The following is a 20,889-nucleotide window of genomic DNA, read 5'->3' on the forward strand; positions in this document are numbered from 1 at the left end:
TGAATAGAATTATTTTAAGTTTTGACCAGCAGAGAAATCTGCTGGTTTTCTTCTGGGTTGAATTTCCTGGTTTATTAAATATTTACAAAATCGATAGAATTTTAGCGAACATTGCGATAAAATGGAGAGTAATACAAGTAAGTGGACATAGAAAAGGATGGACAGGATGAGTTATCATATTAACGTTATTAAACTATTATTTTCCACGGACGATCATTTATTTCGGATTGGAAAGGCAGAAAAAATACATAAATTATGGAAAGCAACCGGCTTTCTTGTACTATTAAGTATACTTATTTATTGTTGGATGGCTTATTTGGGGATCGGTTCCAACTACATATCGACAAATGCAACGGATATGACGGCATTGGCATACGAACAGAGTAAATTTTGGTTTCTTGTTGGCCGCGCATTGTTTGCCGTTTTATTTGCGATGCTTGTCTTATTTATCCCTTCCCTCTTATTCTATTTGTTAACAGATATCCCCTTTAAAAAACTGATGATTATGCAGCAAGTAGTTTTACTTGTGTTATTAGTTGAACGGCTTTTATGGATTCCATTAGCAACAATTAATGGACTCGATTGGTATGTGTCGCCACTCTCTCTCGGTATAATTGCATCTTATATGACAGACAAAAGCTGGATTATTTTCTTCTTTGGGGCCATAACGCTCTTCCAATTTTGGATTATCAGTTTTCAGGTGAAATATCTGACGACACTTTCCCAAGCAATAAAAAAAGTCTGGATTTGGGTGAATGTCATCTTCCTGCATGTGATCTACTGGGTTATTACAGCACTGCTTGCATTTATTGATACATATATTTTAAGTGGGTGGTTCGGATGAGACGAAGAAGAATTATCTTAGCTGGAATAATTATTTTTATCGGGGTAAATTATTTACTTCTTTCTTTGGATAAAGAGCATAAAGTGGATCGGCTCGCTTATGTGAGTGAGTGGCTTCCAGCCTTTCAAGCAGATATGAAGGAAGAGGTGAATAAGCCTGGCGTGCTTGCTCCTATAGAGGAAAATCACCTTTATTTCAGTGAGGAAACAGGTGAATTTCAGGAATTTTTGATGGAGGAAGGGGCGGAAGTGCAGGTAGGTGATCCATTGTATACTTACCGTGTCACAAATTACTATGAAACCGTAGCTGCATTGGAACAACAACAAACGAAGCTGAATGGGGAGGTTCAAGCCGTGGAAGGAGCTATCTCGGATATGAATCGCTATCAAATTCCGCGTTCTACGCAAGGCACTGCAACTGCAGACACAGAGCAGCCTTCCATTCAAATAGAATTACCGGAAAACCCGGTAGAAGCAGCGATGATCAAGGAACAATACCTTATTGAAAAAAAGAAAGAGCTTTCTGCTAAAGAAGCAGAGTTGTCCAGCATAGAAGCACAATTAAATGAGTTGGAATCGACAGGAGATTCGATAACTGTAGAAAGCCCGTATGAAGGTGTGGTAACAGAGATTTCTACAACGCTTGAAGCGCCTCTGGTTACAATAGCTGGCAAGGAATTACAAGCAGAAGGGGAATTGACGGAGCAGGAGAGAAGCAGGATCGCTGAAGGTCTTCCTGTGCATATCAAAGTGGATGAAATGGCTATGGCACTGGAAGGAACACTTGAAAAAATCCAGAAAACACCAGAAAATGTCAGCATTAAAGGAAAAAGTATTTATCCGTTTTCGGTTGTGATAAAGGAAGACGAAGAAACAGAACAGCAAGAAAATCAGGAAAACAAGGTAGAGCAGGAAGAGGCCGGTGAGGAAAGTAACGATACGACAGAGGAATTATTACCCGGCTATCATGTGAATCTTTCCATTATTACAGATGAAAGTAAAGATGCGACCGTTCTCTTTGAAAAAAATCTGCATGCAGGTGCCGTATGGAAAATGAACGACAATGGAAAGCTAATAAAGCAAAAGGTAGAAACAGGTCTGTATATGGCATCGATGGTGGAAATTACAAAAGGTATCAAAGCAGGAGAATGGGCCGTGGCAGAGAGAAAAAGTCAGTTTCGCCATCAAGCCACATTTATTACCCCATTACAGTGGTATAAATTTAAGTTTAAAGAAGTCGTTTCAGGCAAATACGATGGTTGGGGTAAATATTTTGTAACAGGGTTATTATCGAGGTAAAAACAAAAAGGCGTGGTTATAATTTATAACCGCACCCTCTTGTTTTTATAAATTTGAAGCTCTCTGCGAGTTGCTCGCATGTTTGCTCGTGTGCTTTTGATGATATAAGACATTGACAATAGCACCGACCATTAAGATTAAACCAGTTAAGAAGAACCAGATCATTAAAATAATGATACCACCCAAGCTACCGTACGTTGCAGAATAGCTACCAAAGTTACTTACATAAAAAGAAAAACCGAGAGATACGAGTAACCATAGGATACTTGCAGTCATTGCACCAGGCATGACATGTTTAAATGGAAGCTTTTTATTTGGAGCGAATCTGTACAACATCGCAAGTATTAATGTGATAACAATAATACTGACTACCCAGCGAAGTACTTGGAATAATAAACTCATTGCTGCCGATAGGCCGAGAATAGACTCTAGGAAATTTAATATAACACTTCCGAATACAGGGAGCAGAATAGCTACTCCCAATGCTAAGATCATCCCAAGCGTTAATCCGAGAGCCAAGAGGCGAACTACAACAAAATTGCGAGTTTCCTCCACTTCATAAGCTTCATTTGTTGCTTTAATAAAAGCATTAATTCCAGCTGAAGAAGACCATAGTGCTCCAATAATACCAAATGTTAATAGTCCGCCACGAGGAGTGTCTACAATACTAATGATGTTTTCCTGTAAAATGGAGCTAATTTCACTCGGTAAGTTTTTTTCTAAAAAGCTTACAGCCGTGTTAGGGTCTATATTAAAATAGGGGATTATAGTAAAACATACGATTAATAATGGCACAATTGCTAATAAATAATAATATGCCTGTGCGGCCGCTAGTAAAGGTACATTGTCTTCTTGAAATCTAGTTATAAACGATTTGCCATATGTTTTCATTTTAGGCATATGCATTCCTCCAACAGTTATTTGTATTCCGTATACCCTGTTAGTGAGGAAATAAATCCGAAAGAATATTCGAAAAATAACACAGATATGTCAGTGTCACTACGGAAGTTCTTATACGTTTTATTTCGAGCTCCTAGTGGTATAATGCTCTTAAAGGAGGGGGTTTTCCGATGGAAGGAATAATATATGTAGCACTGTTACTTATTTCAATCGCATTTGCAATTATCGTAGCCTATACATCCTTTTTATTGTATCGTATTTCCAAGACAATGAAGACGATGGCTAAAACGGTAAGTGAAGTGGAGAAGGAAGTTGAATCGCTTACCCCACGGTTGAAAGAAACTATTTATGAGACAGATAAGATCGTTGATGACATAGGTATAAAACTCAAATCAACAGATAATCTTTTCGCCACTGTAGAGAACGTGGGATCCTCAATGAACGCAGTTAATCAGACGATCCACAACAGTAGTGATAAGCTGTCAAAAACAGAAATGGAGAGAAAGACAAAGCCATTTGTAGAGGGAATTAAATGGAGTGAGGTCGCCTTCACGTTGTATTCCAAATGGAAAAGTAAATCAAAAAATGAAGTGATGGTTCAAAATCAAAGCCATTCGCTCGTGCCATTAAATAAAACAGAGAAAGAGGGATAGGTATGTTGTCAGGAATTGGGGTATTACTTATTGGCGTAGCCTTTTTAATTTTAGCCTTTTTTGTAGCCCATGTGCTTAATAATTTGGCTGGTGTGCTTCGTGGAGTTGAGAAAACGGTAGAAAGACTGCCTAATCAGTTAGATGACATTTTTAAAGAAACAGGAAACCTTATGCAAGAAAGTAATCGGACATTAGCTGATGTAAACGATAAAATGGAGCAATTAAGTCCATTGTTTTATATCCTGGGGGATGCAGGGAATGTAACAAGGAAATTCTCTTCTTCCCTTGTAGATATTACCGAATCGATGAAGAGCAAAACAAGTGATACAGAAGAAATTACCAAGAAAAATAATGTCGGCGGTCTGTACGGTTCTTTTGCGTTGGGCTATTATTGGCTGAAAAAGCGTAGACAAACTAAAAAGGACGTTACCGAAGGAGTATCCTCTCATGAGCAGAGAAACGAATAAATCACTATTCTTTGGAGCAATCTCAGGTCTTACACTTGGTTGGACAGCAAAGTCTTTAGCATCCCGTCGAGTTGGCTTTCTTGATAAATTAAGAAGAATAGACCAGAGAATCTATGAGGATGGAAGGGTACGAGCAGAAAAAATACAGCAGATTAAGCAAGATGTTCATAAAAAAATATAAATTAAAAAATCCCCTGTAAATGGGGATTTTTTAATTTATATTGATTCTGTTGTTGCTCAAGCCTTTTTTATTTTGAAAGATAAAATAACCTAAAGTTGCTAAGCCATACCATCCTTCTAAGTGATTACGTTGTATGAAATCATTACCTTCTGATGTGCCTTCTTTTACATTCATTACACGATCAACCATTGTGGAAGATACATGCTGAGTAGCTCTTCCGGCATCTCCTACAATGTAAAATAAAGGGCTTAATTGCTTTACCTGGTCATTTACTTGATGAAGTGTATTGTTGCCAGTCTCTAGCGTATCTTTCGCTTGTGTCATCACATCATCTACTTGTTCAGGGAGCTGATCAACTGTTTTTTGCAGGCCATTGAAAACCCCTGCTAGCTTATTAAGTGGTTTTATAAGTACGACAACAAGTCCTAAAAGGGCAACACCTATTACGAGCACCCCAATACCTAGCCAATCCATATAATAAATTCTCCTTCCGCATGAAGTTTCTTTCATTAATAATACCACAAATTGAAGAAATTAAACGAATCATATTCTGTTTGCCTGTCCCATAAAATGATTATACATATGTTTATAGAGGGGAAGAGCAAAAAATGAATAAAAGGTATAAATGGTTCTTGTGGGGTCTGGGATTCATTGTATTAGTCACATTGATAGTATATCCAGTAAATAAAGAAGAGATGACACAGCCTGCTTCATGGACTTTGCCACTTTCCGGCAAAACGATTGTAATTGATCCAGGCCATGGCGGAGCAGATGGAGGAGCAGTTGGAAAAGATCAAACCTTGGAAAAGGATATTTCTCTTCAAGTCTCCAAAAAGCTTCAAAACTATTTACAGCAGTCTGGAGCAATTGTCTATTTAACAAGAGAAGAGGATAAAGACCTGGCGGAGGAAGAGACAAGAGGTCTTGCCCGCCGCAAAGCAGAGGATATTCGCAACAGACTGAAATTGATGAAAGAGAAAGATGCGGATTTTTTTGTAACCATCCATCTTAATGCATTACCATCTACTCGTTGGAGTGGTGCACAGACTTTTTATTATTCGAAGTTTGATGAAAGTAAGCATTTGGCAAAAATGATTCAAGCAGAAATCACTCGAAATTTGGAAAATACGACAAGGCAGGCACTGGCTATTGACGGTATTTATTTACTGAAGCATGCGGATATTCCAGGTGCCTTAGTAGAAATAGGTTTTTTGTCTAATGAACAGGAAAGAGAATTGTTAAAGCAAGAGGATTATCAGCAAAAAATGTCAGCAAGTATTTATAAGGGAATTTTACGCTTTATTACCGAAGAAGCACAAGATTAATACTATATGGATGAAATATGCGCACTGTCCATCCCATGATTCATATCACTTAGATTTTGGCTGAATTATGTTATACTAGCGTTGGATGAAATTAAACGCTAGTAAAGGATGGTGTCATATTTTGTTAACTAAAGACGAGGTCGTACAACTATTGAACCCTGTAAAGGATCCATTTTTACATAGAACGCTCGAAGAAACGGGCGGCGTAATTGAAGTAACCATCAAAGAAGAGAAGAAACATGTTAGTGTAAAAATAGGCATTGGAAAAACCAATACAGCGGAACAAATGCAGTTACAACAAGAGATTGTTGGTATCTTAAAAAAGAATGGAGCATCAACAGTCGGTTTGCGTTTTGAACAACTGTCTGATGAGGTAATACAAAAATACCAGCCAACTGCAGAGCAGGAAAAGGAATCCTCTTTAATGGGAGGAAGCTCCAATACGAAATTTATTGCAGTCGCCAGTGGTAAAGGCGGTGTAGGAAAATCAACTGTTACAGTAAATTTAGCAATGTCTCTTATGCGTTTAGGCAAAAAAGTTGGTATTATTGATGCTGATATTTATGGTTTTAGTGTGCCGGATATGATGGGTGTAGAAGAACGTCCAGCAGTCCGTGGGGAGAAGATTATCCCTGTAGAAAGGTTTGGAGTAAAGGTCATTTCCATGGGCTTCTTCGTTGAAGATAATTCCCCTATTATTTGGCGCGGTCCTATGCTTGGTAAGATGATTAACAGCTTCTTTAAAGAAGTGGAATGGGGAGATCTGGATTATTTATTACTCGATCTGCCACCAGGCACAGGAGATATTGCAATGGATGTTCATGAACTTTTACCTAGCTGTAAGGAAGTAATTGTAACAACACCACACCCAACAGCAGCATTTGTAGCAGCACGTGCTGGACAAATGGCATTAAAAACAGAGCATGAAATTTTAGGTGTTGTTGAGAATATGGCCTACTTTGAAAGTAAGTTGACCGGAGAAAAAGAATACGTATTTGGTCAAGGTGGCGGCAAAAAGCTAGCTGAAGCCTTAAATACAAAAGTGCTTGGACAGCTGCCATTGCAACAGCCATATGAAGATGAAGATGTGTTTGCACCTTCCATATACCAAGAAGACCACCCAATAGGGAAGGAATACCATAAAATTGCTGCGAAAATAGTTGCGAAAATAGAAGAGTAAATGGAACAAGTTCATGATAAATTTTATTAAAAAAACAGCGGGCGAGAAGTACGTCCGCTGTTTTTTTATGAGCTTCCTTGCTCTTCTGATCCGCCTCCGCCACTTTCTCCGCCACTTTCTCCCCCACCTTGCTGAGAATTTTCGCCACCGCCGCCACCTTTTTCTTGGGCTTGTTTCTCCGCGGCCTTTAATAGGATCTCTTGGATTTTAGCTTGAAAGACAGGGGTTTCTAATGTTTGCTGGATCGTCTCTTCCAGATGGGCACGAAACTCTTGGCTTTTTAGAACAGTTAACAGTTGTTCTGTCATTTTAGGATCCTTCAGTAATTCGAGCATTTGTTTTTGATAATCGGCATCATTCATCATTTTTTTCAAAAGTTTTCCCTGCTCTTTTTCCATTGATTTTGCATATCCCTCAACAAATTTTGGATCTTTAAATAACGTCGCCCACATTTCTTTACCTTTTTCTGAGACAAGCGTTTCATTAATTGATTTCTTTACCACATCGGCTTGGATAACCAGCTCCTGTTTCATTTTCTCATCTGACAACATCTCTTGAAGCGCTTTTTTTCCATCCTCAGTCTGTAATATATCTACTACCATTTTCTTTGTTTTATCGTAATCGCCTTCTTCAGGAGCGGCATTTCCCCCATTACATCCGCTTAAAAAAAGGACAAGAAAGGCGAAAAAAAGTACATATATGGAACGGTTCATTAGGAAATCCTCCTCCCTATATGTACTTAATATGTCTAAAGAGGATTGGAAATATGCGTTTTCTTAAGGAAAAAACTCTTCCAACATGGTAGAATACATGGTGAATGAATAAGCAAATAAATTGTTGCAAACAGAAGTAGGAGGACATGAGATTGAATAGTCGTAAGTTAGTGCATTTCTTTTTTACAACTTTATTTCTAGGTGGTTTAGCAGGACTTATTACCAGTTTCTTTGTAAAAGCTGGAGAATATAGCAAAAATCTAAACCCATTTGATTTAGGTGAATTATTTGGGTTAGTAGTGTTTTTTATCGGGATGGGCTTTGTATTTAGTGTAGTTAGCCAAACGGGATTTTTTGCATATTTATTTATTAATCGTTTTGGGCTTGGTATGTTCCGTTCCTTTTGGCCGACAGTCCAAGTGCTATTGATAGCGTTTGTACTATTTGATTTAGTTTATTTTCCATATAAGGCGACAGATGGCAATATAGCAATGTATTGGTTTATCCTCATGTCACTGGGTATTCTGGCGTATGGTTGGATTGTAGCAAAAATAAAAGCAAAAGAAACAAATCAGACTGCATTTATTCCGGCATTATTTCTGATGGTTGTTATGACATCGATTGAATGGGTACCTGGTTTGCGTACAGAGGGTACGGATTACGCATGGTTAATGATTGTTACGCTATTGGTATGTAATACATATCAATTGCTTGCATTGCACCGCTTAAATAATAAGGAATTAAAAAAATAATATTTCAATAAAAGCTGTTCCAAAACACTATTTTGGGGCAGTTTTTTATTCAACAAGCTTTGACTCCGCATGTGCCTGGTTAATTAATTCTGAAAGGGAGACAAAAGAAAATCCCTTGTTTTTTAAGATAGGAATGATTTTTTCCAATGCACCAGCTGTTTGTTTTGCTGAATCAGAAGCGTGCATTAACAAAACGTCTCCATTGCTTGTTTGCTTTATTACGGAATCAGTAATTTGCTCTGTTCCAGGATTCTTCCAGTCATTTGGGTTTACGTTCCAATGAATTACTTTATAATTCAAGCTTTCGGCCAGTTTTATAATTTCTTTGTTAAAATGTCCATTAGGTGGGCGAAGCAGCTCCACCTCTTTGTAGCCAAGTTTATTGAAAATTTCCTTGGCATAGGTAAGATCCTTTCTAACCTGATCTATCTCCTGTTCCAGATAACTCTTATACCGATAACCAAGCATTCCTAGTTCGTGTTGATCATCTGTAATTTTCTCCAAAATATCAGGGTGGCGTTCTGCCCATTCCCCGCTTACAAAAAAGGTTGCTTTCACATTTTCTTTTTTAAGCTGTGCTAAGATATCATGTACTTTCTCTTCTCCCCAACTGATGTTAAATGTAAGAGCGATATTCGGTTCTTCTGCATTTCCTTTTGTTAATACAGAAGGCTCATCATTTAAAAAAACAGAAAAAGTCCCATCCCTTTCAAACCAAAGAAAAGTAGCTGTAAAAAGAGCAAATAGGCCAATAACCAACCATCGCTTCCATTTATTAAACCGCCACACATAAAAATGCTGCATTAGAAATTCTCCTTTCTTTAACTTGTCCTATAAATATCCTATGTAACCATCTATGAGATAGAACTCGCAGAAACTTAATTACATACTAATAACAAATTTCGATAAAAGATTACAAATAAACAAAAAGTAAAAAAACCTGTTTCCCAGATCGAAAATAGGGTAATAATTGGATAGACTGTCGAATTAAAGAGAATATAAATTACAAACATATAGACAGTATTTCAGTAAATTCGAGGGAAAATTTAAATAAGAATAGCGAAAAATAGGTCGTTGTATAGAAGTGCAATCAATTACTACATGCGGAAATGTTTTTCGTTTTTTGCAAAAAGTGAAAGTAATAATTTTTATTAGAGATGAAGAGATTAGAGGTGGCGTAGTGTTAGGATTATTAATAAGTGAGATAGAGCAAAAAGAAATGGAATACTTAATTAGAAGAGAGCTCGATGAATTACTATTAGATTTGGAAGATCACCGAATTGATCATATGGTGAAACGGGCTATGAAGGAAAGATATCGGATATTGTTTCAGCTATATCGCAGAGTTGCCAGTGAGAAGGAATGTATGAAGTACATCCCGAGTCAAATAGAAAAGTAAAGATAGGAAGTCTTCATCAAGCTTACTAGCACGGTGGAGACTTCTTAATTGAAGAAATAAATAGTTTTTTAATAAATGTATTGCAAAGGTGAAATATATGTGATATATTATTTTTTGTTGTCAAACAAAGACAAACATTGCAGAAACAAAGAAAAAACTTTTTGCAGAAAACATATTGACAACAGTTTGAAACCATGTTAAATTATATATCGTCGCAAAAAACGACACAGATAAATTTGCTCTTTGAAAACTGAACAAAACAACCAGTATGTCAAGAAAAACATGACGTTTTTCGTTAATTTTTAAAAAGCCAGAAGTTAACGCTTCTGCAGCTAAGACATTGAGATAAGATTGATTGGTGTCGATCTTATTCAAACTTTTATGGAGAGTTTGATCTTGGCTCAGGACGAACGCTGGCGGCGTGCCTAATACATGCAAGTCGAGCGCGGGAAGCAAGCTGATCCTCTTCGGAGGTGACACTTGTGGAACGAGCGGCGGACGGGTGAGTAACACGTGGGCAACCTGCCTGTAAGACTGGGATAACCCCGGGAAACCGGGGCTAATACCGGATAATACTTTTCATCACCTGATAGAAAGTTGAAAGGTGGCTTCTTGCTACCACTTACAGATGGGCCCGCGGCGCATTAGCTAGTTGGTGAGGTAACGGCTCACCAAGGCAACGATGCGTAGCCGACCTGAGAGGGTGATCGGCCACACTGGGACTGAGACACGGCCCAGACTCCTACGGGAGGCAGCAGTAGGGAATCTTCCGCAATGGACGAAAGTCTGACGGAGCAACGCCGCGTGAGTGATGAAGGTTTTCGGATCGTAAAGCTCTGTTGTTAGGGAAGAACAAGTGCCGTTCGAATAGGGCGGCACCTTGACGGTACCTAACCAGAAAGCCCCGGCTAACTACGTGCCAGCAGCCGCGGTAATACGTAGGGGGCAAGCGTTGTCCGGAATTATTGGGCGTAAAGCGCGCGCAGGCGGTCCATTAAGTCTGATGTGAAAGCCCACGGCTTAACCGTGGAGGGTCATTGGAAACTGGAGGACTTGAGTACAGAAGAGGAGAGTGGAATTCCACGTGTAGCGGTGAAATGCGTAGAGATGTGGAGGAACACCAGTGGCGAAGGCGACTCTCTGGTCTGTAACTGACGCTGAGGCGCGAAAGCGTGGGGAGCGAACAGGATTAGATACCCTGGTAGTCCACGCCGTAAACGATGAGTGCTAGGTGTTAGGGGGTTTCCGCCCCTTAGTGCTGAAGTTAACGCATTAAGCACTCCGCCTGGGGAGTACGGCCGCAAGGCTGAAACTCAAAAGAATTGACGGGGGCCCGCACAAGCGGTGGAGCATGTGGTTTAATTCGACGCAACGCGAAGAACCTTACCAGGTCTTGACATCCTCTGCAATCGGTAGAGATACCGAGTTCCCTTCGGGGACAGAGTGACAGGTGGTGCATGGTTGTCGTCAGCTCGTGTCGTGAGATGTTGGGTTAAGTCCCGCAACGAGCGCAACCCTTGATCTTAGTTGCCAGCATTTAGTTGGGCACTCTAAGGTGACTGCCGGTGACAAACCGGAGGAAGGTGGGGATGACGTCAAATCATCATGCCCCTTATGACCTGGGCTACACACGTGCTACAATGGATGGAACAAAGGGAAGCAAAACCGCGAGGTCAAGCAAATCCCATAAAACCATTCTCAGTTCGGATTGCAGGCTGCAACTCGCCTGCATGAAGCCGGAATCGCTAGTAATCGCGGATCAGCATGCCGCGGTGAATACGTTCCCGGGCCTTGTACACACCGCCCGTCACACCACGAGAGTTGGTAACACCCGAAGTCGGTGAGGTAACCTTTTGGAGCCAGCCGCCGAAGGTGGGACCAATGATTGGGGTGAAGTCGTAACAAGGTAGCCGTATCGGAAGGTGCGGCTGGATCACCTCCTTTCTAAGGATTTAGAACGGAACACTGAAAGGCTTACGCCTTTCAGGAAGGACATACATGGTTGTTTGGTTCAGTTTTGAGAGAGTAAATTCTCTATTATAATATTAGATGGGCCTGTAGCTCAGCTGGTTAGAGCGCACGCCTGATAAGCGTGAGGTCGGTGGTTCGAGTCCACTCAGGCCCACCATCTATATAAAACACGGGGCCTTAGCTCAGCTGGGAGAGCGCCTGCCTTGCACGCAGGAGGTCAGCGGTTCGATCCCGCTAGGCTCCATTTTTGTACCTTGAAAACTAAATAAGAGTAACAACGACATCAATTTTAAATAAAAGCAAGGCTAAGAAATTAGCACGCTTATTCATTGTAAAAATAGTTAAGTGAATAAGGGCGCACGGTGGATGCCTTGGCACTAGGAGCCGATGAAGGACGGGACTAACACCGATATGTCTCGGGGAGTCGTAAGTAGACGTTGATCCGAGAATTTCCGAATGGGGGAACCCACTGTTCGTAATGGAACAGTACGCATAGCTGAATACATAGGCTATGTGAGGCATACCCGGGGAACTGAAACATCTCAGTACCCGGAGGAAGAGAAAGCAAATGCGATTTCCCAAGTAGCGGCGAGCGAAACGGAATTAGCCCAAACCAGAAAGCTTGCTTTCTGGGGTTGTAGGACACTCCTTTGGAGTTACAAAGGAATTCTTTAGATGAATCGATCTGGAACGATCAGCCACAGCAGGTAAGAGCCCTGTAATCGAAAAGGAATTCTCTCCGGAGTGTATCCTGAGTACGGCGGAACACGAGAAATTCCGTCGGAATCCGGGAGGACCATCTCCCAAGGCTAAATACTCCCTAGTGACCGATAGTGAACCAGTACCGTGAGGGAAAGGTGAAAAGCACCCCGGGAGGGGAGTGAAAGAGAACCTGAAACCGTGTGCCTACAAGTAGTCGAAGCCCGTTAATGGGTGACGGCGTACCTTTTGTAGAATGGACCGGCGAGTTACGATCCCATGCAAGGTTAAGTGGAAGACACGGAGCCGCAGCGAAAGCGAGTCTGAATAGGGCGATTTGAGTATGTGGTCGTAGACCCGAAACCGTGTGATCTACCCATGTCCAGGGTGAAGGTCAGGTAACACTGACTGGAGGCCCGAACCCACGTATGTTGAAAAATGCGGGGATGAGGTGTGGGTAGGGGTGAAATGCCAATCGAACACGGAGATAGCTGGTTCTCTCCGAAATAGCTTTAGGGCTAGCCTCAAGGAATGAGTACTGGAGGTAGAGCACTGATTGGACTAGGGGCCCTCATCGGGTTACCGAATTCAGTCAAACTCCGAATGCCAGCTACTTAGACTTGGGAGTCAGACTATGGGTGATAAGGTTCATAGTCGAAAGGGAAACAGCCCAGACCGCCAGCTAAGGTCCCAAAGTATACGTTAAGTGGAAAAGGATGTGGAGTTGCCCAGACAACCAGGATGTTGGCTTAGAAGCAGCCATCATTTAAAGAGTGCGTAATAGCTCACTGGTCGAGTGACTCTGCGCCGAAAATGTACCGGGGCTAAACGTATCACCGAAGCTGCGGATTGTTCTTACGAACAATGGTAGGAGAGCGTTCCAAGTGCTGTGAAGTCAGACCGTGAGGACTGGTGGAGCGCTTGGAAGTGAGAATGCCGGTATGAGTAGCGAAAAAAGAGTGAGAATCTCTTTCACCGAAAGCCTAAGGTTTCCTGAGGAAGGCTCGTCCTCTCAGGGTTAGTCGGGACCTAAGCCGAGGCCGAAAGGCGTAGGCGATGGACAACAGGTAGATATTCCTGTACCACCTCATGAGCGTTTGAACGATGGGGGGACGCAGTAGGATAAGGAATGCGCACCGATGGATGTGTGCGCCCAAGCAGTGAGAAAGTTGGATAGGCAAATCCGTCCAACAATTTCAAGCTGTGATGGGGAGGGAAATTGAGTACCGAAGTTCCTGATTTCACACTGCCAAGAAAATCCTCTAGTGAGTTCATAGGTGCCCGTACCGCAAACCGACACAGGTAGGCGAGGAGAGAATCCTAAGGTGAGCGGGAGAACTCTCGTTAAGGAACTCGGCAAAATGACCCCGTAACTTCGGGAGAAGGGGTGCTCCTTTAAGGAGGAGCCGCAGTGAATAGGCCCAAGCGACTGTTTAGCAAAAACACAGGTCTCTGCGAAGCCGAAAGGCGAAGTATAGGGGCTGACACCTGCCCGGTGCTGGAAGGTTAAGGGGAAGCGTTAGCTTACGCGAAGCGCAGAACCGAAGCCCCAGTAAACGGCGGCCGTAACTATAACGGTCCTAAGGTAGCGAAATTCCTTGTCGGGTAAGTTCCGACCCGCACGAAAGGTGCAACGACTTGGGCACTGTCTCAACGAGAGACCCGGTGAAATTATACTATGCGTGAAGATGCGCATTACCCGCGACAGGACGGAAAGACCCCGTGGAGCTTTACTGTAGCCTGATATTGAATGTTTGTACAGCTTGTACAGGATAGGTGGGAGCCTTGGAAACCGGAGCGCCAGCTTCGGTGGAGGCATCCGTGGGATACCACCCTGGCTGTACGACCATTCTAACCCAGGGCCGTGATCCGGTCCGGAGACAGTGTCAGGCGGGCAGTTTGACTGGGGCGGTCGCCTCCCAAAAGGTAACGGAGGCGCCCAAAGGTTCCCTCAGAATGGTTGGAAATCATTCGCAGAGTGTAAAGGCAGAAGGGAGCTTGACTGCGAGACCTACAAGTCGAGCAGGGACGAAAGTCGGGCTTAGTGATCCGGTGGTTCCGCATGGAAGGGCCATCGCTCAACGGATAAAAGCTACCCCGGGGATAACAGGCTTATCTCCCCCAAGAGTTCACATCGACGGGGAGGTTTGGCACCTCGATGTCGGCTCATCGCATCCTGGGGCTGTAGTCGGTCCCAAGGGTTGGGCTGTTCGCCCATTAAAGCGGTACGCGAGCTGGGTTCAGAACGTCGTGAGACAGTTCGGTCCCTATCCGTCGTGGGCGTTGGAAGTTTGAGAGGAGCTGTCCTTAGTACGAGAGGACCGGGATGGACACACCGCTGGTGTACCAGTTGTTCCGCCAGGAGCATAGCTGGGTAGCTACGTGTGGCAAGGATAAGTGCTGAAAGCATCTAAGCATGAAGCCCCCCTCAAGATGAGACTTCCCATCACTTCGAGTGAGTAAGATCCCTCAGAGACGATGAGGTTGATAGGTCCGAGGTGGAAGCGTGGTGACACGTGGAGCTGACGGATACTAATAGATCGAGGACTTAACTAATTTTCTTCTTTGATCGTCGTTGTTTTTCTCTTATTTAGTTTTTAGGGTATAAATTCATTTTATGATAGATACCGCTAAAAAGTTGTCTAGTAGCAATAGCGGAGAGGTCACACCTGTTCCCATGCCGAACACAGAAGTTAAGCTCTCCAGCGCCGATGGTAGTTGGGACTTTGTCCCTGCAAGAGTAGGACGCCGCTAGGCTGCTTTTTTTCATCTATTTATGAATAATTGTTTGCTGAATATGGTATGATAGGTAAAGAATTAAAAACCTTGATAACATTTAAATTAATTTAAACTATTCCACAGTAGCTCAGTGGTAGAGCTATCGGCTGTTAACCGATCGGTCGTAGGTTCGAATCCTACCTGTGGAGCCAATTTTTGCTTCCATAGCTCAGCAGGTAGAGCACTTCCATGGTAAGGAAGGGGTCGCAGGTTCAAATCCTGTTGGAAGCTCTTCATATACAAGGCTTTTGTCCAATTTTGGGCAAAGGTCTTTTTTATTTTTCTAATAAATTTCTAACACGTAAAAATTAGGTCTTGTATTTTAGGCGTTTTGACTTTTATTAATTTATATTTAAAAGTAATTATTTAAAATAATATCTGATAAAATTGATTAGGAGAAAGGAGTATGCTAATAGAACAAACAGGCCATATTGTTGAGCACAACTAAATGGAAGAATGAATTATTTATAATTAATTATGGGAGGTTACTATGACTCTAAAATATAAATGTTTAATTTTAGACCATGATGATACAGGGGTGAAAAGTACTCCAGATATACACTATCCATCATTTGTGGAGGCACTTATAGACCTAAGACCAAATGAGCAACCTATCACGCTTGAAGATTTTGTTAAATACTGTTTCAATCCAGGCTTTTCCTCTTTATGTAAAGACATTATGAAATTCACAGAGGAAGAACAAAAACATCAGCAACTAGTTTGGAAAAGGTATACGGAATCAATTGTACCTGACTTCTATGAGTTGTTTTTAGAGACCATTCAAGAGTTTAAACGCCAAGGTGGAATTGTGACAGTGGTTTCTCATTCCGAGAGGAACCGGATTGAAAGAGATTATTCTATTCATTGTGGATTTGCGCCGGACGCAATCTTTGGGTGGGAACTTCCAGAACATCAGAGGAAACCACATACATATCCAATTAAGGAAATTTTAAGACGCTTTAATCTTCTAGAAACCGAAGCACTAATGTTGGATGATCTAAAGCCAGGGTTAGAGATGGCAAGAAACAGTAATGTAGACTTCGCTGCTGCTGGGTGGTCGCACAGTATTCCTGAAATAAAGGATCAGATGAAAAGGGAGTCAAAATATTACCTTGAAACTGTAGAGCAATTCAATCGATTAATATTATGTGAATAAATGTTTGGTACTTATTCAATTAAAGGGCGCTTTCAATGAATAAAGAAAAGCGTCCTCTATTGCTTTATTGAGCCAAATAATGCAGTAACCTTTTACGAAAAGTTATCAAGCGATGCTTGGGGACGAATTTTAATGTTATAAGTTTTACCTGAATTTTTAATTAGGAGGTGGACAATGAAAGTTTTTGGTGAACGCAACTATGATTTAAATTATTGGAAAAGAACAGGAGCGTACGCTGTCATTCAGAATCATCAACAACAATTTTTATGTGTGGAAGACTTAGACGGGAATTTATTTTTAGTCGGTGGAGGGGTTGAAGCAGATGAAGCTCCTAGAGATGCATTATTAAGAGAGAGTATTGAGGAAACAGGGCATAAAATTCAAATAGTTGAGACCATAGGGAAAGCCGAAAGACATTGGGTTTCAGCAAAATACCCTCGTGATTCTCAACATAATATCGGTATATTATACGCTTGTGAGCTATTGGAAAGGATAGCAGAGCCAGTTGAAAAAGAGCCAATGTGTTGGGTTGATTTCAGTTATTTAGAAAAGTATCTTTTTCATGAACATCACTTATACTTAATCAAACAGTATTTAAATATTTATACATAAGACATACCCAATAAAAGCTGGGAAGGATACATTGTCTTTAGTTGAGTAATGACTTTCAATCATCGGGCGCAGTAGGAGTAACAAACACTGTGCCTGAAACGGGTCAAATCGTGGAAGAAGATTAGGAGAGGATAATTATGCATTTATCACTTTTAGGCATTTCAGTATCATTATTTGGAATAGCCCTAATACTAACTTCAAGGGGTTTACCAAACGTAATTGGATTGGTCATTTCATTTGTAGGGTTGCTAGTTTCGTTGGTTTCTTGTTTTCTAAATGAGGCAAAAAAAGTAAAAAATAATTCATATTGAAATTTTTTTATTTCAAATTAAAACCAGATTCTCCCCCAAAGTTAAGAGCAATTCTTGAATAATCTTTGCGATTCAAACGTGCCAGTTCTTACATAACCCATAGGAGGGAATATAATGTCCAACGAAGTAGGAACAAGAAAAATTATCTTAGATTTAGCAGTTACTCTAGATGGTTTTATTGAAGGGAAAAATGGAGAAATTGATTGGTGCATAATGGACCCTGAAATGGAGTTTGCTAAATTTCTTAATCAAATCGATACAATTTTATATGGAAGAAAAAGTTACGAATTGTGGGGGCAATATATTCCAACAACCAAGGCTCCTGATGACGAGAAGGAAATGTGGGAGTTGATACACAGTAAGGAAAAATATGTGTTTTCCAGAACGCAAAAGGGGTTTGATAATAAAGCAATATGTATAAATGAAAATATCCCCGAGGAAATAAATAAATTAAAGGGTAATAGTGGTAAAGATATATGGTTATATGGTGGAGCGAGCCTTATCACGACTTTTATTAATTTGGGACTAGTGGATGAGTACAGATTATCTGTCCACCCTGTGGTATTGGGAGAAGGAAGACCATTATTTATTGATTTAAAACAAAGAATGAATCTAAACTTGATTAATACAAAAACCTATTCCTCCGGCGTAGTTCAACTAATCTATCGATCAAACAGTAATTGAATTTAACAATAGCACGATAGTTGGAATGGCCCTTTATTCCTTGCCAGGTCAAAGGTCGAAAAAGAGAGTCATAGCTTCAAATCCTGTTACACACTCTTAATAAAAAACTTCTACTAATGGTAGAAGTTTTTGTGTGGTCTAGCCTTATAATACTAAATTTACTTCTTGCATCATCAAATTAACCGCCTCTATAGCACTTCGTTTTCGTCAATTTGTACTCACCATTTCTTTTTCAAATATATTTAAGCTAAAAATGGACATGTGTGTTAAATTGTACATTTGTACTCTGGTTTTAAACTTTTATTTTATTCATTCTCAGTCTCATTTAAGTCCTTCAACAGTAAAACTAAACGTTTTTTCTCGCTAGTATGTAATTCCTCATATCGATCAAGTTCGCTTTTAATAAATTCTATTGTTGGGTTTTGTTGTTTTTTGCTACCGACAAAATACGTTGTAATCGAACTAGTCAACATACCTATTAAACCTATACCGATAAGCATTAATATAATTGCAATTAAACGTCCCATACCTGTATCAGGTGATATATCCCCATAGCCTACGGTCGTGGCGGTAACGATGGACCACCAAAGACCATCTTCATATGTATTAATTGATGGTTCGAAATGCTTGACCAAGAAAGTAGATAAGCCTATTAAGAGCACAGATACAGCAAAGACTTTATGAAAATTATTGGTTTTTAGTATATTTCTAAATGGTGTAATATACTTTTTACCTAATGATATAATTCGCAGCACTCGAAACAGCCTAACCACCCTAGCGGTCTGAAAGATGCTATCTAAGGGAATCACAGAAATAATATCAAAGGGGTTTTCTTTTATATAGTGCCATTTATTTTTGCTGATTAGAAACCGAATGAGAACATCTGTAAATAATACGAGCCAAATGATTTTATCCAAGTATATTAGGTTGTCCTCTTCATGCCAGATCAAAATTACTGATAACAGAATGAGTAGGATCAAAAAAATTTCATAAATTAATGCTAACTTCTTTCGCATGAGAACCACCTTGTTTGGTTAGTAGTTAAAAGACACTTATTGCGAATAAGTGTCTTTTAATAAAATATTCTAGCCTCCAATAATATGGTAACCAGAGTCTACATGTAAAACTTCCCCTGTTATTCCTCTGGATAGCTCGCTCATAAAGAATAAAGTTGCATCACCAACCTGATCTTGGTCCACATTACGACGTAAAGGAGCTTTTTCTTCAATTATACTCATCTTTTCATTAAATCCGGATACACCTTTTGCGGATAACGTACGAATCGGACCTGCAGAGACGGCATTTACACGTATATTGTATTTACCCATATCTTCTGCTAAATATCTCATACTGGCCTCTAAGGAAGCTTTTGCAACACCCATTACATTATAGTTTTGGATTACTCGTTCCGCACCTAAATATGTTTGAGTCACAATACTTCCGCCTTCAGTCATCAATTCTTTAGCAGCTTTTGTTACTGAGACTAGAGAATAAGCGCTGATTTCCTGTGCAAGTAAGAATCCGTCACGAGAGGTGTCTGCATATTCACCTTTTAGCTCTTCACGTTTCGCGAAGGCTACAGAATGAATTACTCCATGAATAACACCAATTTTTTCTTTCATTTCTTTGAACGCTTGTTGCACACTTTCGTCACTAGCAACATCACAAGATACAACTAACTCTGCTTGAATATCATATTTTTCAAGTAACTTAGTTAACTTTTGATAGGAACGTTCTTGTCTATAGGTAAAAATTAAATTTGCTCCTGCGTTATGTAATGATTTTGTGATTCCCCACGCAATACTACGTTCACTTGCAACGCCCATAACCACAATCTTTTTACCTTCTAATAAATTTGCCATAAATGTACCTCCATAATATATTTCTTTTGTATATTATAACTAACAGCCTTTATGAAAGAAACCTTTGCGAAAAATATATTTGCTTGTAGGTTAATATGACAGGGTTCAGACGGCGTTTCGACATTTTTATAAAAAAATTTCATTTTCCTCTTTACAAATATAAAATATCTGGGTATAATAAAATTCGTTGGTTTGAGAAGAGAGTAACAGAAATCTACAAAGCCACTTCTATTTAAAATTAGTTACATTGCACTGGCCCGTTGGTCAAGCGGTTAAGACACCGCCCTTTCACGGCGGTAACACGGGTTCGAATCCCGTACGGGTCACCAATATATGGAGGATTAGCTCAGCTGGGAGAGCACCTGCCTTACAAGCAGGGGGTCGCAGGTTCGAGCCCTGCATCCTCCACCATCTGCCGGCCTAGCTCAATTGGTAGAGCAACTGACTTGTAATCAGTAGGTTGGGGGTTCAAGTCCTCTGGCCGGCACCATTTATTTTTATGTATAATTTCTATAAAATAGTTAACAATATGGAGGGGTAGCGAAGTGGCTAAACGCGGCGGACTGTAAATCCGCTCCCTCAGGGTTCGGCAGTTCGAATCTGCCCCCCTCCACCATTTTTATATTGTTGGGCTATAGCCAAGCGGTAAGGCATCGGGTTTTGATCCCGTGTATCCTAGGTTCGAATCCTAGTAGCCCAGCCACTTTTTTTATTTCTAGGGTTATTTTTGTTAAGAATAGGGTAATACATAAAACGAAGTATAAACACTAAAATAAAATGAGCCATTAGCTCAGTAGGTAGAGCAACGAGCATTCCTTCTACCGAGTAAGCTACGAGTAACCCCGATGCACCTAACATCATTGAAAAGGCTTGAAGAAGCAGGGGTCCCCAAGATGAACGCTGTCATAAGCAAGAAACATTAAAATAAAATGAGCCATTAGCTCAGTAGGTAGAGCATCTGACTTTTAATCAGAGGGTCGAAGGTTCGAATCCTTCATGGCTCACCACTTAAAAAATGAGGTTAAATACGTCATATATAGCAAATAAGATAAACAAGGTCGTTTGAAAATGGACAGCCTTGTTTATTTGCATTTTAGGGTAAAT

Annotated in this window: 18 protein-coding genes, 10 tRNA genes and 3 rRNA genes; 25 read left to right on the forward strand and 6 right to left on the reverse strand. The window is 40.6% G+C overall.

All coding sequences use genetic code 11. The features are described 5' to 3' along the window. Positions 1–166 precede the first annotated feature (166 nt). Positions 167–844, forward strand: a complete 678-nt coding sequence (locus tag X953_RS01010; protein ID WP_040953986.1) for a hypothetical protein — start codon at positions 167–169, stop codon at positions 842–844. Beyond that, positions 841–2,142: an efflux RND transporter periplasmic adaptor subunit gene (locus tag X953_RS01015; RefSeq protein WP_040953987.1), complete on the forward strand. Its 1,302-nt coding sequence runs from the start codon at positions 841–843 to the stop codon at positions 2,140–2,142. Before X953_RS01010 ends, X953_RS01015 begins: the two co-directional genes overlap by 4 nt. Positions 2,143–2,187: 45 nt before the next feature. On the opposite strand, the gene X953_RS01020 is transcribed toward X953_RS01015, so the two are convergent. Beyond that, complete coding sequence (locus X953_RS01020) at positions 2,188–3,042, reverse strand: YihY/virulence factor BrkB family protein (protein WP_040953988.1); 855 nt, start codon at positions 3,040–3,042, stop codon at positions 2,188–2,190. 170 nt (positions 3,043–3,212) lie between these two features. On the opposite strand from X953_RS01020, the gene X953_RS01025 reads away from it, so the two are divergent. From X953_RS01025 to X953_RS01035, 3 genes are read left to right on the forward strand one after another with little or no spacing between them, the layout of a single operon-like run. Then, positions 3,213–3,695 carry a DUF948 domain-containing protein gene (locus X953_RS01025; RefSeq protein ID WP_052349998.1) on the forward strand — a complete coding sequence of 161 codons (483 nt, stop codon included), beginning with the start codon at positions 3,213–3,215 and terminating at the stop codon, positions 3,693–3,695. Between the two features lie 2 nt (positions 3,696–3,697). Continuing rightward, positions 3,698–4,162, forward strand: a complete 465-nt coding sequence (locus X953_RS01030) for a DUF948 domain-containing protein (protein WP_040953989.1) — start codon at positions 3,698–3,700, stop codon at positions 4,160–4,162. Continuing rightward, entirely contained in the window at positions 4,143–4,343 is a 201-nt protein-coding gene (locus tag X953_RS01035; RefSeq protein ID WP_040953990.1) for a hypothetical protein, read from the forward strand. Before X953_RS01030 ends, X953_RS01035 begins: the two co-directional genes overlap by 20 nt. 30 nt (positions 4,344–4,373) lie before the next feature. Here the strand turns inward: X953_RS01035 and X953_RS01040 are convergent, their stop codons facing one another. Further along, entirely contained in the window at positions 4,374–4,817 is a 444-nt protein-coding gene (locus X953_RS01040) for a DUF948 domain-containing protein (protein WP_040953991.1), read from the reverse strand. A gap of 134 nt (positions 4,818–4,951) precedes the next feature. Between X953_RS01040 and cwlD the strand changes: the two genes are divergently transcribed. Next, complete coding sequence (gene cwlD / locus X953_RS01045; RefSeq protein ID WP_040953992.1) at positions 4,952–5,668, forward strand: N-acetylmuramoyl-L-alanine amidase CwlD; 717 nt, start codon at positions 4,952–4,954, stop codon at positions 5,666–5,668. Positions 5,669–5,789: 121 nt separating this feature from the next. Next, positions 5,790–6,848: an Mrp/NBP35 family ATP-binding protein gene (locus tag X953_RS01050; RefSeq protein ID WP_040953993.1), complete on the forward strand. Its 1,059-nt coding sequence runs from the start codon at positions 5,790–5,792 to the stop codon at positions 6,846–6,848. A gap of 65 nt (positions 6,849–6,913) precedes the next feature. On the opposite strand, the gene gerD is transcribed toward X953_RS01050, so the two are convergent. Continuing rightward, entirely contained in the window at positions 6,914–7,561 is a 648-nt protein-coding gene (gerD, locus tag X953_RS01055) for a spore germination lipoprotein GerD (RefSeq protein WP_040953994.1), read from the reverse strand. A gap of 152 nt (positions 7,562–7,713) precedes the next feature. Here gerD and X953_RS01060 point away from each other — a divergent pair, with 152 nt between their 5' ends. Further along, complete coding sequence (locus X953_RS01060) at positions 7,714–8,313, forward strand: KinB-signaling pathway activation protein (protein WP_040953995.1); 600 nt, start codon at positions 7,714–7,716, stop codon at positions 8,311–8,313. Positions 8,314–8,358: 45 nt separating this feature from the next. On the opposite strand, the gene pdaB is transcribed toward X953_RS01060, so the two are convergent. Beyond that, positions 8,359–9,117, reverse strand: coding sequence for a polysaccharide deacetylase family sporulation protein PdaB (gene pdaB / locus X953_RS01065; protein WP_040953996.1), 759 nt, complete (start codon positions 9,115–9,117; stop codon positions 8,359–8,361). Positions 9,118–9,493: 376 nt separating this feature from the next. Between pdaB and X953_RS01070 the strand changes: the two genes are divergently transcribed. The 11 genes from X953_RS01070 (at position 9,494) to X953_RS01125 (ending at position 17,923) form a co-directional block, all read left to right on the forward strand. Next, the gene (locus tag X953_RS01070) at positions 9,494–9,712 is read left to right on the forward strand and encodes a hypothetical protein (RefSeq protein WP_019379286.1); all 219 of its coding nucleotides are present in this window, start codon (positions 9,494–9,496) and stop codon (positions 9,710–9,712) included. 378 nt (positions 9,713–10,090) lie between these two features. Then, positions 10,091–11,656: ribosomal RNA gene (locus X953_RS01080) — 16S ribosomal RNA — on the forward strand. Positions 11,657–11,763: 107 nt separating this feature from the next. Next, positions 11,764–11,840, forward strand: a tRNA-Ile gene (locus tag X953_RS01085). 14 nt (positions 11,841–11,854) lie between these two features. Beyond that, positions 11,855–11,927, forward strand: a tRNA-Ala gene (locus X953_RS01090). A 95-nt stretch (positions 11,928–12,022) separates the two neighbouring features. Next, positions 12,023–14,938 (forward strand): 23S ribosomal RNA (locus tag X953_RS01095). Positions 14,939–15,023: 85 nt separating this feature from the next. Continuing rightward, a 5S ribosomal RNA gene (gene rrf, locus X953_RS01100) occupies positions 15,024–15,139 on the forward strand. The 16S, 23S and 5S rRNA genes sit together here with 4 tRNA genes alongside, the layout of an rRNA operon. Before the next feature lie 98 nt (positions 15,140–15,237). After that, positions 15,238–15,312 (forward strand) — tRNA-Asn (locus X953_RS01105). A gap of 6 nt (positions 15,313–15,318) precedes the next feature. Further along, positions 15,319–15,391 (forward strand) — tRNA-Thr (locus tag X953_RS01110). 259 nt (positions 15,392–15,650) lie between these two features. Continuing rightward, positions 15,651–16,316, forward strand: coding sequence for an HAD family hydrolase (locus X953_RS01115; RefSeq protein ID WP_040953998.1), 666 nt, complete (start codon positions 15,651–15,653; stop codon positions 16,314–16,316). Between the two features lie 174 nt (positions 16,317–16,490). Next, entirely contained in the window at positions 16,491–16,928 is a 438-nt protein-coding gene (locus X953_RS01120; protein ID WP_040953999.1) for an NUDIX domain-containing protein, read from the forward strand. Between the two features lie 425 nt (positions 16,929–17,353). Next, entirely contained in the window at positions 17,354–17,923 is a 570-nt protein-coding gene (locus tag X953_RS01125; protein ID WP_040954000.1) for a dihydrofolate reductase family protein, read from the forward strand. Positions 17,924–18,228: 305 nt separating this feature from the next. Here the strand turns inward: X953_RS01125 and X953_RS01130 are convergent, their stop codons facing one another. Both X953_RS01130 and fabI read right to left on the reverse strand, forming a co-directional pair. Next, positions 18,229–18,939, reverse strand: a complete 711-nt coding sequence (locus tag X953_RS01130; protein WP_040954001.1) for a potassium channel family protein — start codon at positions 18,937–18,939, stop codon at positions 18,229–18,231. A gap of 69 nt (positions 18,940–19,008) precedes the next feature. Beyond that, positions 19,009–19,785, reverse strand: a complete 777-nt coding sequence (gene fabI, locus X953_RS01135; protein WP_040954002.1) for an enoyl-ACP reductase FabI — start codon at positions 19,783–19,785, stop codon at positions 19,009–19,011. Between the two features lie 254 nt (positions 19,786–20,039). On the opposite strand from fabI, the gene X953_RS01140 reads away from it, so the two are divergent. The 6 genes from X953_RS01140 (at position 20,040) to X953_RS01165 (ending at position 20,792) form a co-directional block, all read left to right on the forward strand. Continuing rightward, positions 20,040–20,114: transfer RNA gene (locus tag X953_RS01140), tRNA-Glu, on the forward strand. Between the two features lie 6 nt (positions 20,115–20,120). Then, positions 20,121–20,196 (forward strand) — tRNA-Val (locus X953_RS01145). A gap of 3 nt (positions 20,197–20,199) precedes the next feature. Further along, positions 20,200–20,275, forward strand: a tRNA-Thr gene (locus tag X953_RS01150). 41 nt (positions 20,276–20,316) lie between these two features. Beyond that, positions 20,317–20,401, forward strand: a tRNA-Tyr gene (locus tag X953_RS01155). A gap of 12 nt (positions 20,402–20,413) precedes the next feature. Further along, positions 20,414–20,488 (forward strand) — tRNA-Gln (locus tag X953_RS01160). 228 nt (positions 20,489–20,716) lie between these two features. After that, positions 20,717–20,792: transfer RNA gene (locus X953_RS01165), tRNA-Lys, on the forward strand. Positions 20,793–20,889: the final 97 nt, after the last annotated feature.

Source organism: Virgibacillus sp. SK37 (assembly GCF_000725285.1).
Taxonomy (GTDB): domain Bacteria; phylum Bacillota; class Bacilli; order Bacillales; family Amphibacillaceae; genus Virgibacillus_Q.

What these genes read in the sequence shown, in the direction of transcription:
- X953_RS01010 (WP_040953986.1), top strand. Translation starts at nt 167, where the DNA reads ATGAGTTATCATATTAACGTTATTAAACTATTATTTTCCACGGACGAT.
- X953_RS01015 (WP_040953987.1), top strand. Translation starts at nt 841, where the DNA reads ATGAGACGAAGAAGAATTATCTTAGCTGGAATAATTATTTTTATCGGG.
- X953_RS01020 (WP_040953988.1), bottom strand. Translation starts at nt 3,042, where the DNA reads ATGCCTAAAATGAAAACATATGGCAAATCGTTTATAACTAGATTTCAA.
- X953_RS01025 (WP_052349998.1), top strand. Translation starts at nt 3,213, where the DNA reads ATGGAAGGAATAATATATGTAGCACTGTTACTTATTTCAATCGCATTT.
- X953_RS01030 (WP_040953989.1), top strand. Translation starts at nt 3,698, where the DNA reads ATGTTGTCAGGAATTGGGGTATTACTTATTGGCGTAGCCTTTTTAATT.
- X953_RS01035 (WP_040953990.1), top strand. Translation starts at nt 4,143, where the DNA reads ATGAGCAGAGAAACGAATAAATCACTATTCTTTGGAGCAATCTCAGGT.
- X953_RS01040 (WP_040953991.1), bottom strand. Translation starts at nt 4,817, where the DNA reads ATGGATTGGCTAGGTATTGGGGTGCTCGTAATAGGTGTTGCCCTTTTA.
- cwlD (WP_040953992.1), top strand. Translation starts at nt 4,952, where the DNA reads ATGAATAAAAGGTATAAATGGTTCTTGTGGGGTCTGGGATTCATTGTA.
- gerD (WP_040953994.1), bottom strand. Translation starts at nt 7,561, where the DNA reads ATGAACCGTTCCATATATGTACTTTTTTTCGCCTTTCTTGTCCTTTTT.
- pdaB (WP_040953996.1), bottom strand. Translation starts at nt 9,117, where the DNA reads ATGCAGCATTTTTATGTGTGGCGGTTTAATAAATGGAAGCGATGGTTG.
- X953_RS01115 (WP_040953998.1), top strand. Translation starts at nt 15,651, where the DNA reads ATGACTCTAAAATATAAATGTTTAATTTTAGACCATGATGATACAGGG.
- X953_RS01120 (WP_040953999.1), top strand. Translation starts at nt 16,491, where the DNA reads ATGAAAGTTTTTGGTGAACGCAACTATGATTTAAATTATTGGAAAAGA.
- X953_RS01125 (WP_040954000.1), top strand. Translation starts at nt 17,354, where the DNA reads ATGTCCAACGAAGTAGGAACAAGAAAAATTATCTTAGATTTAGCAGTT.
- X953_RS01130 (WP_040954001.1), bottom strand. Translation starts at nt 18,939, where the DNA reads ATGCGAAAGAAGTTAGCATTAATTTATGAAATTTTTTTGATCCTACTC.
- fabI (WP_040954002.1), bottom strand. Translation starts at nt 19,785, where the DNA reads ATGGCAAATTTATTAGAAGGTAAAAAGATTGTGGTTATGGGCGTTGCA.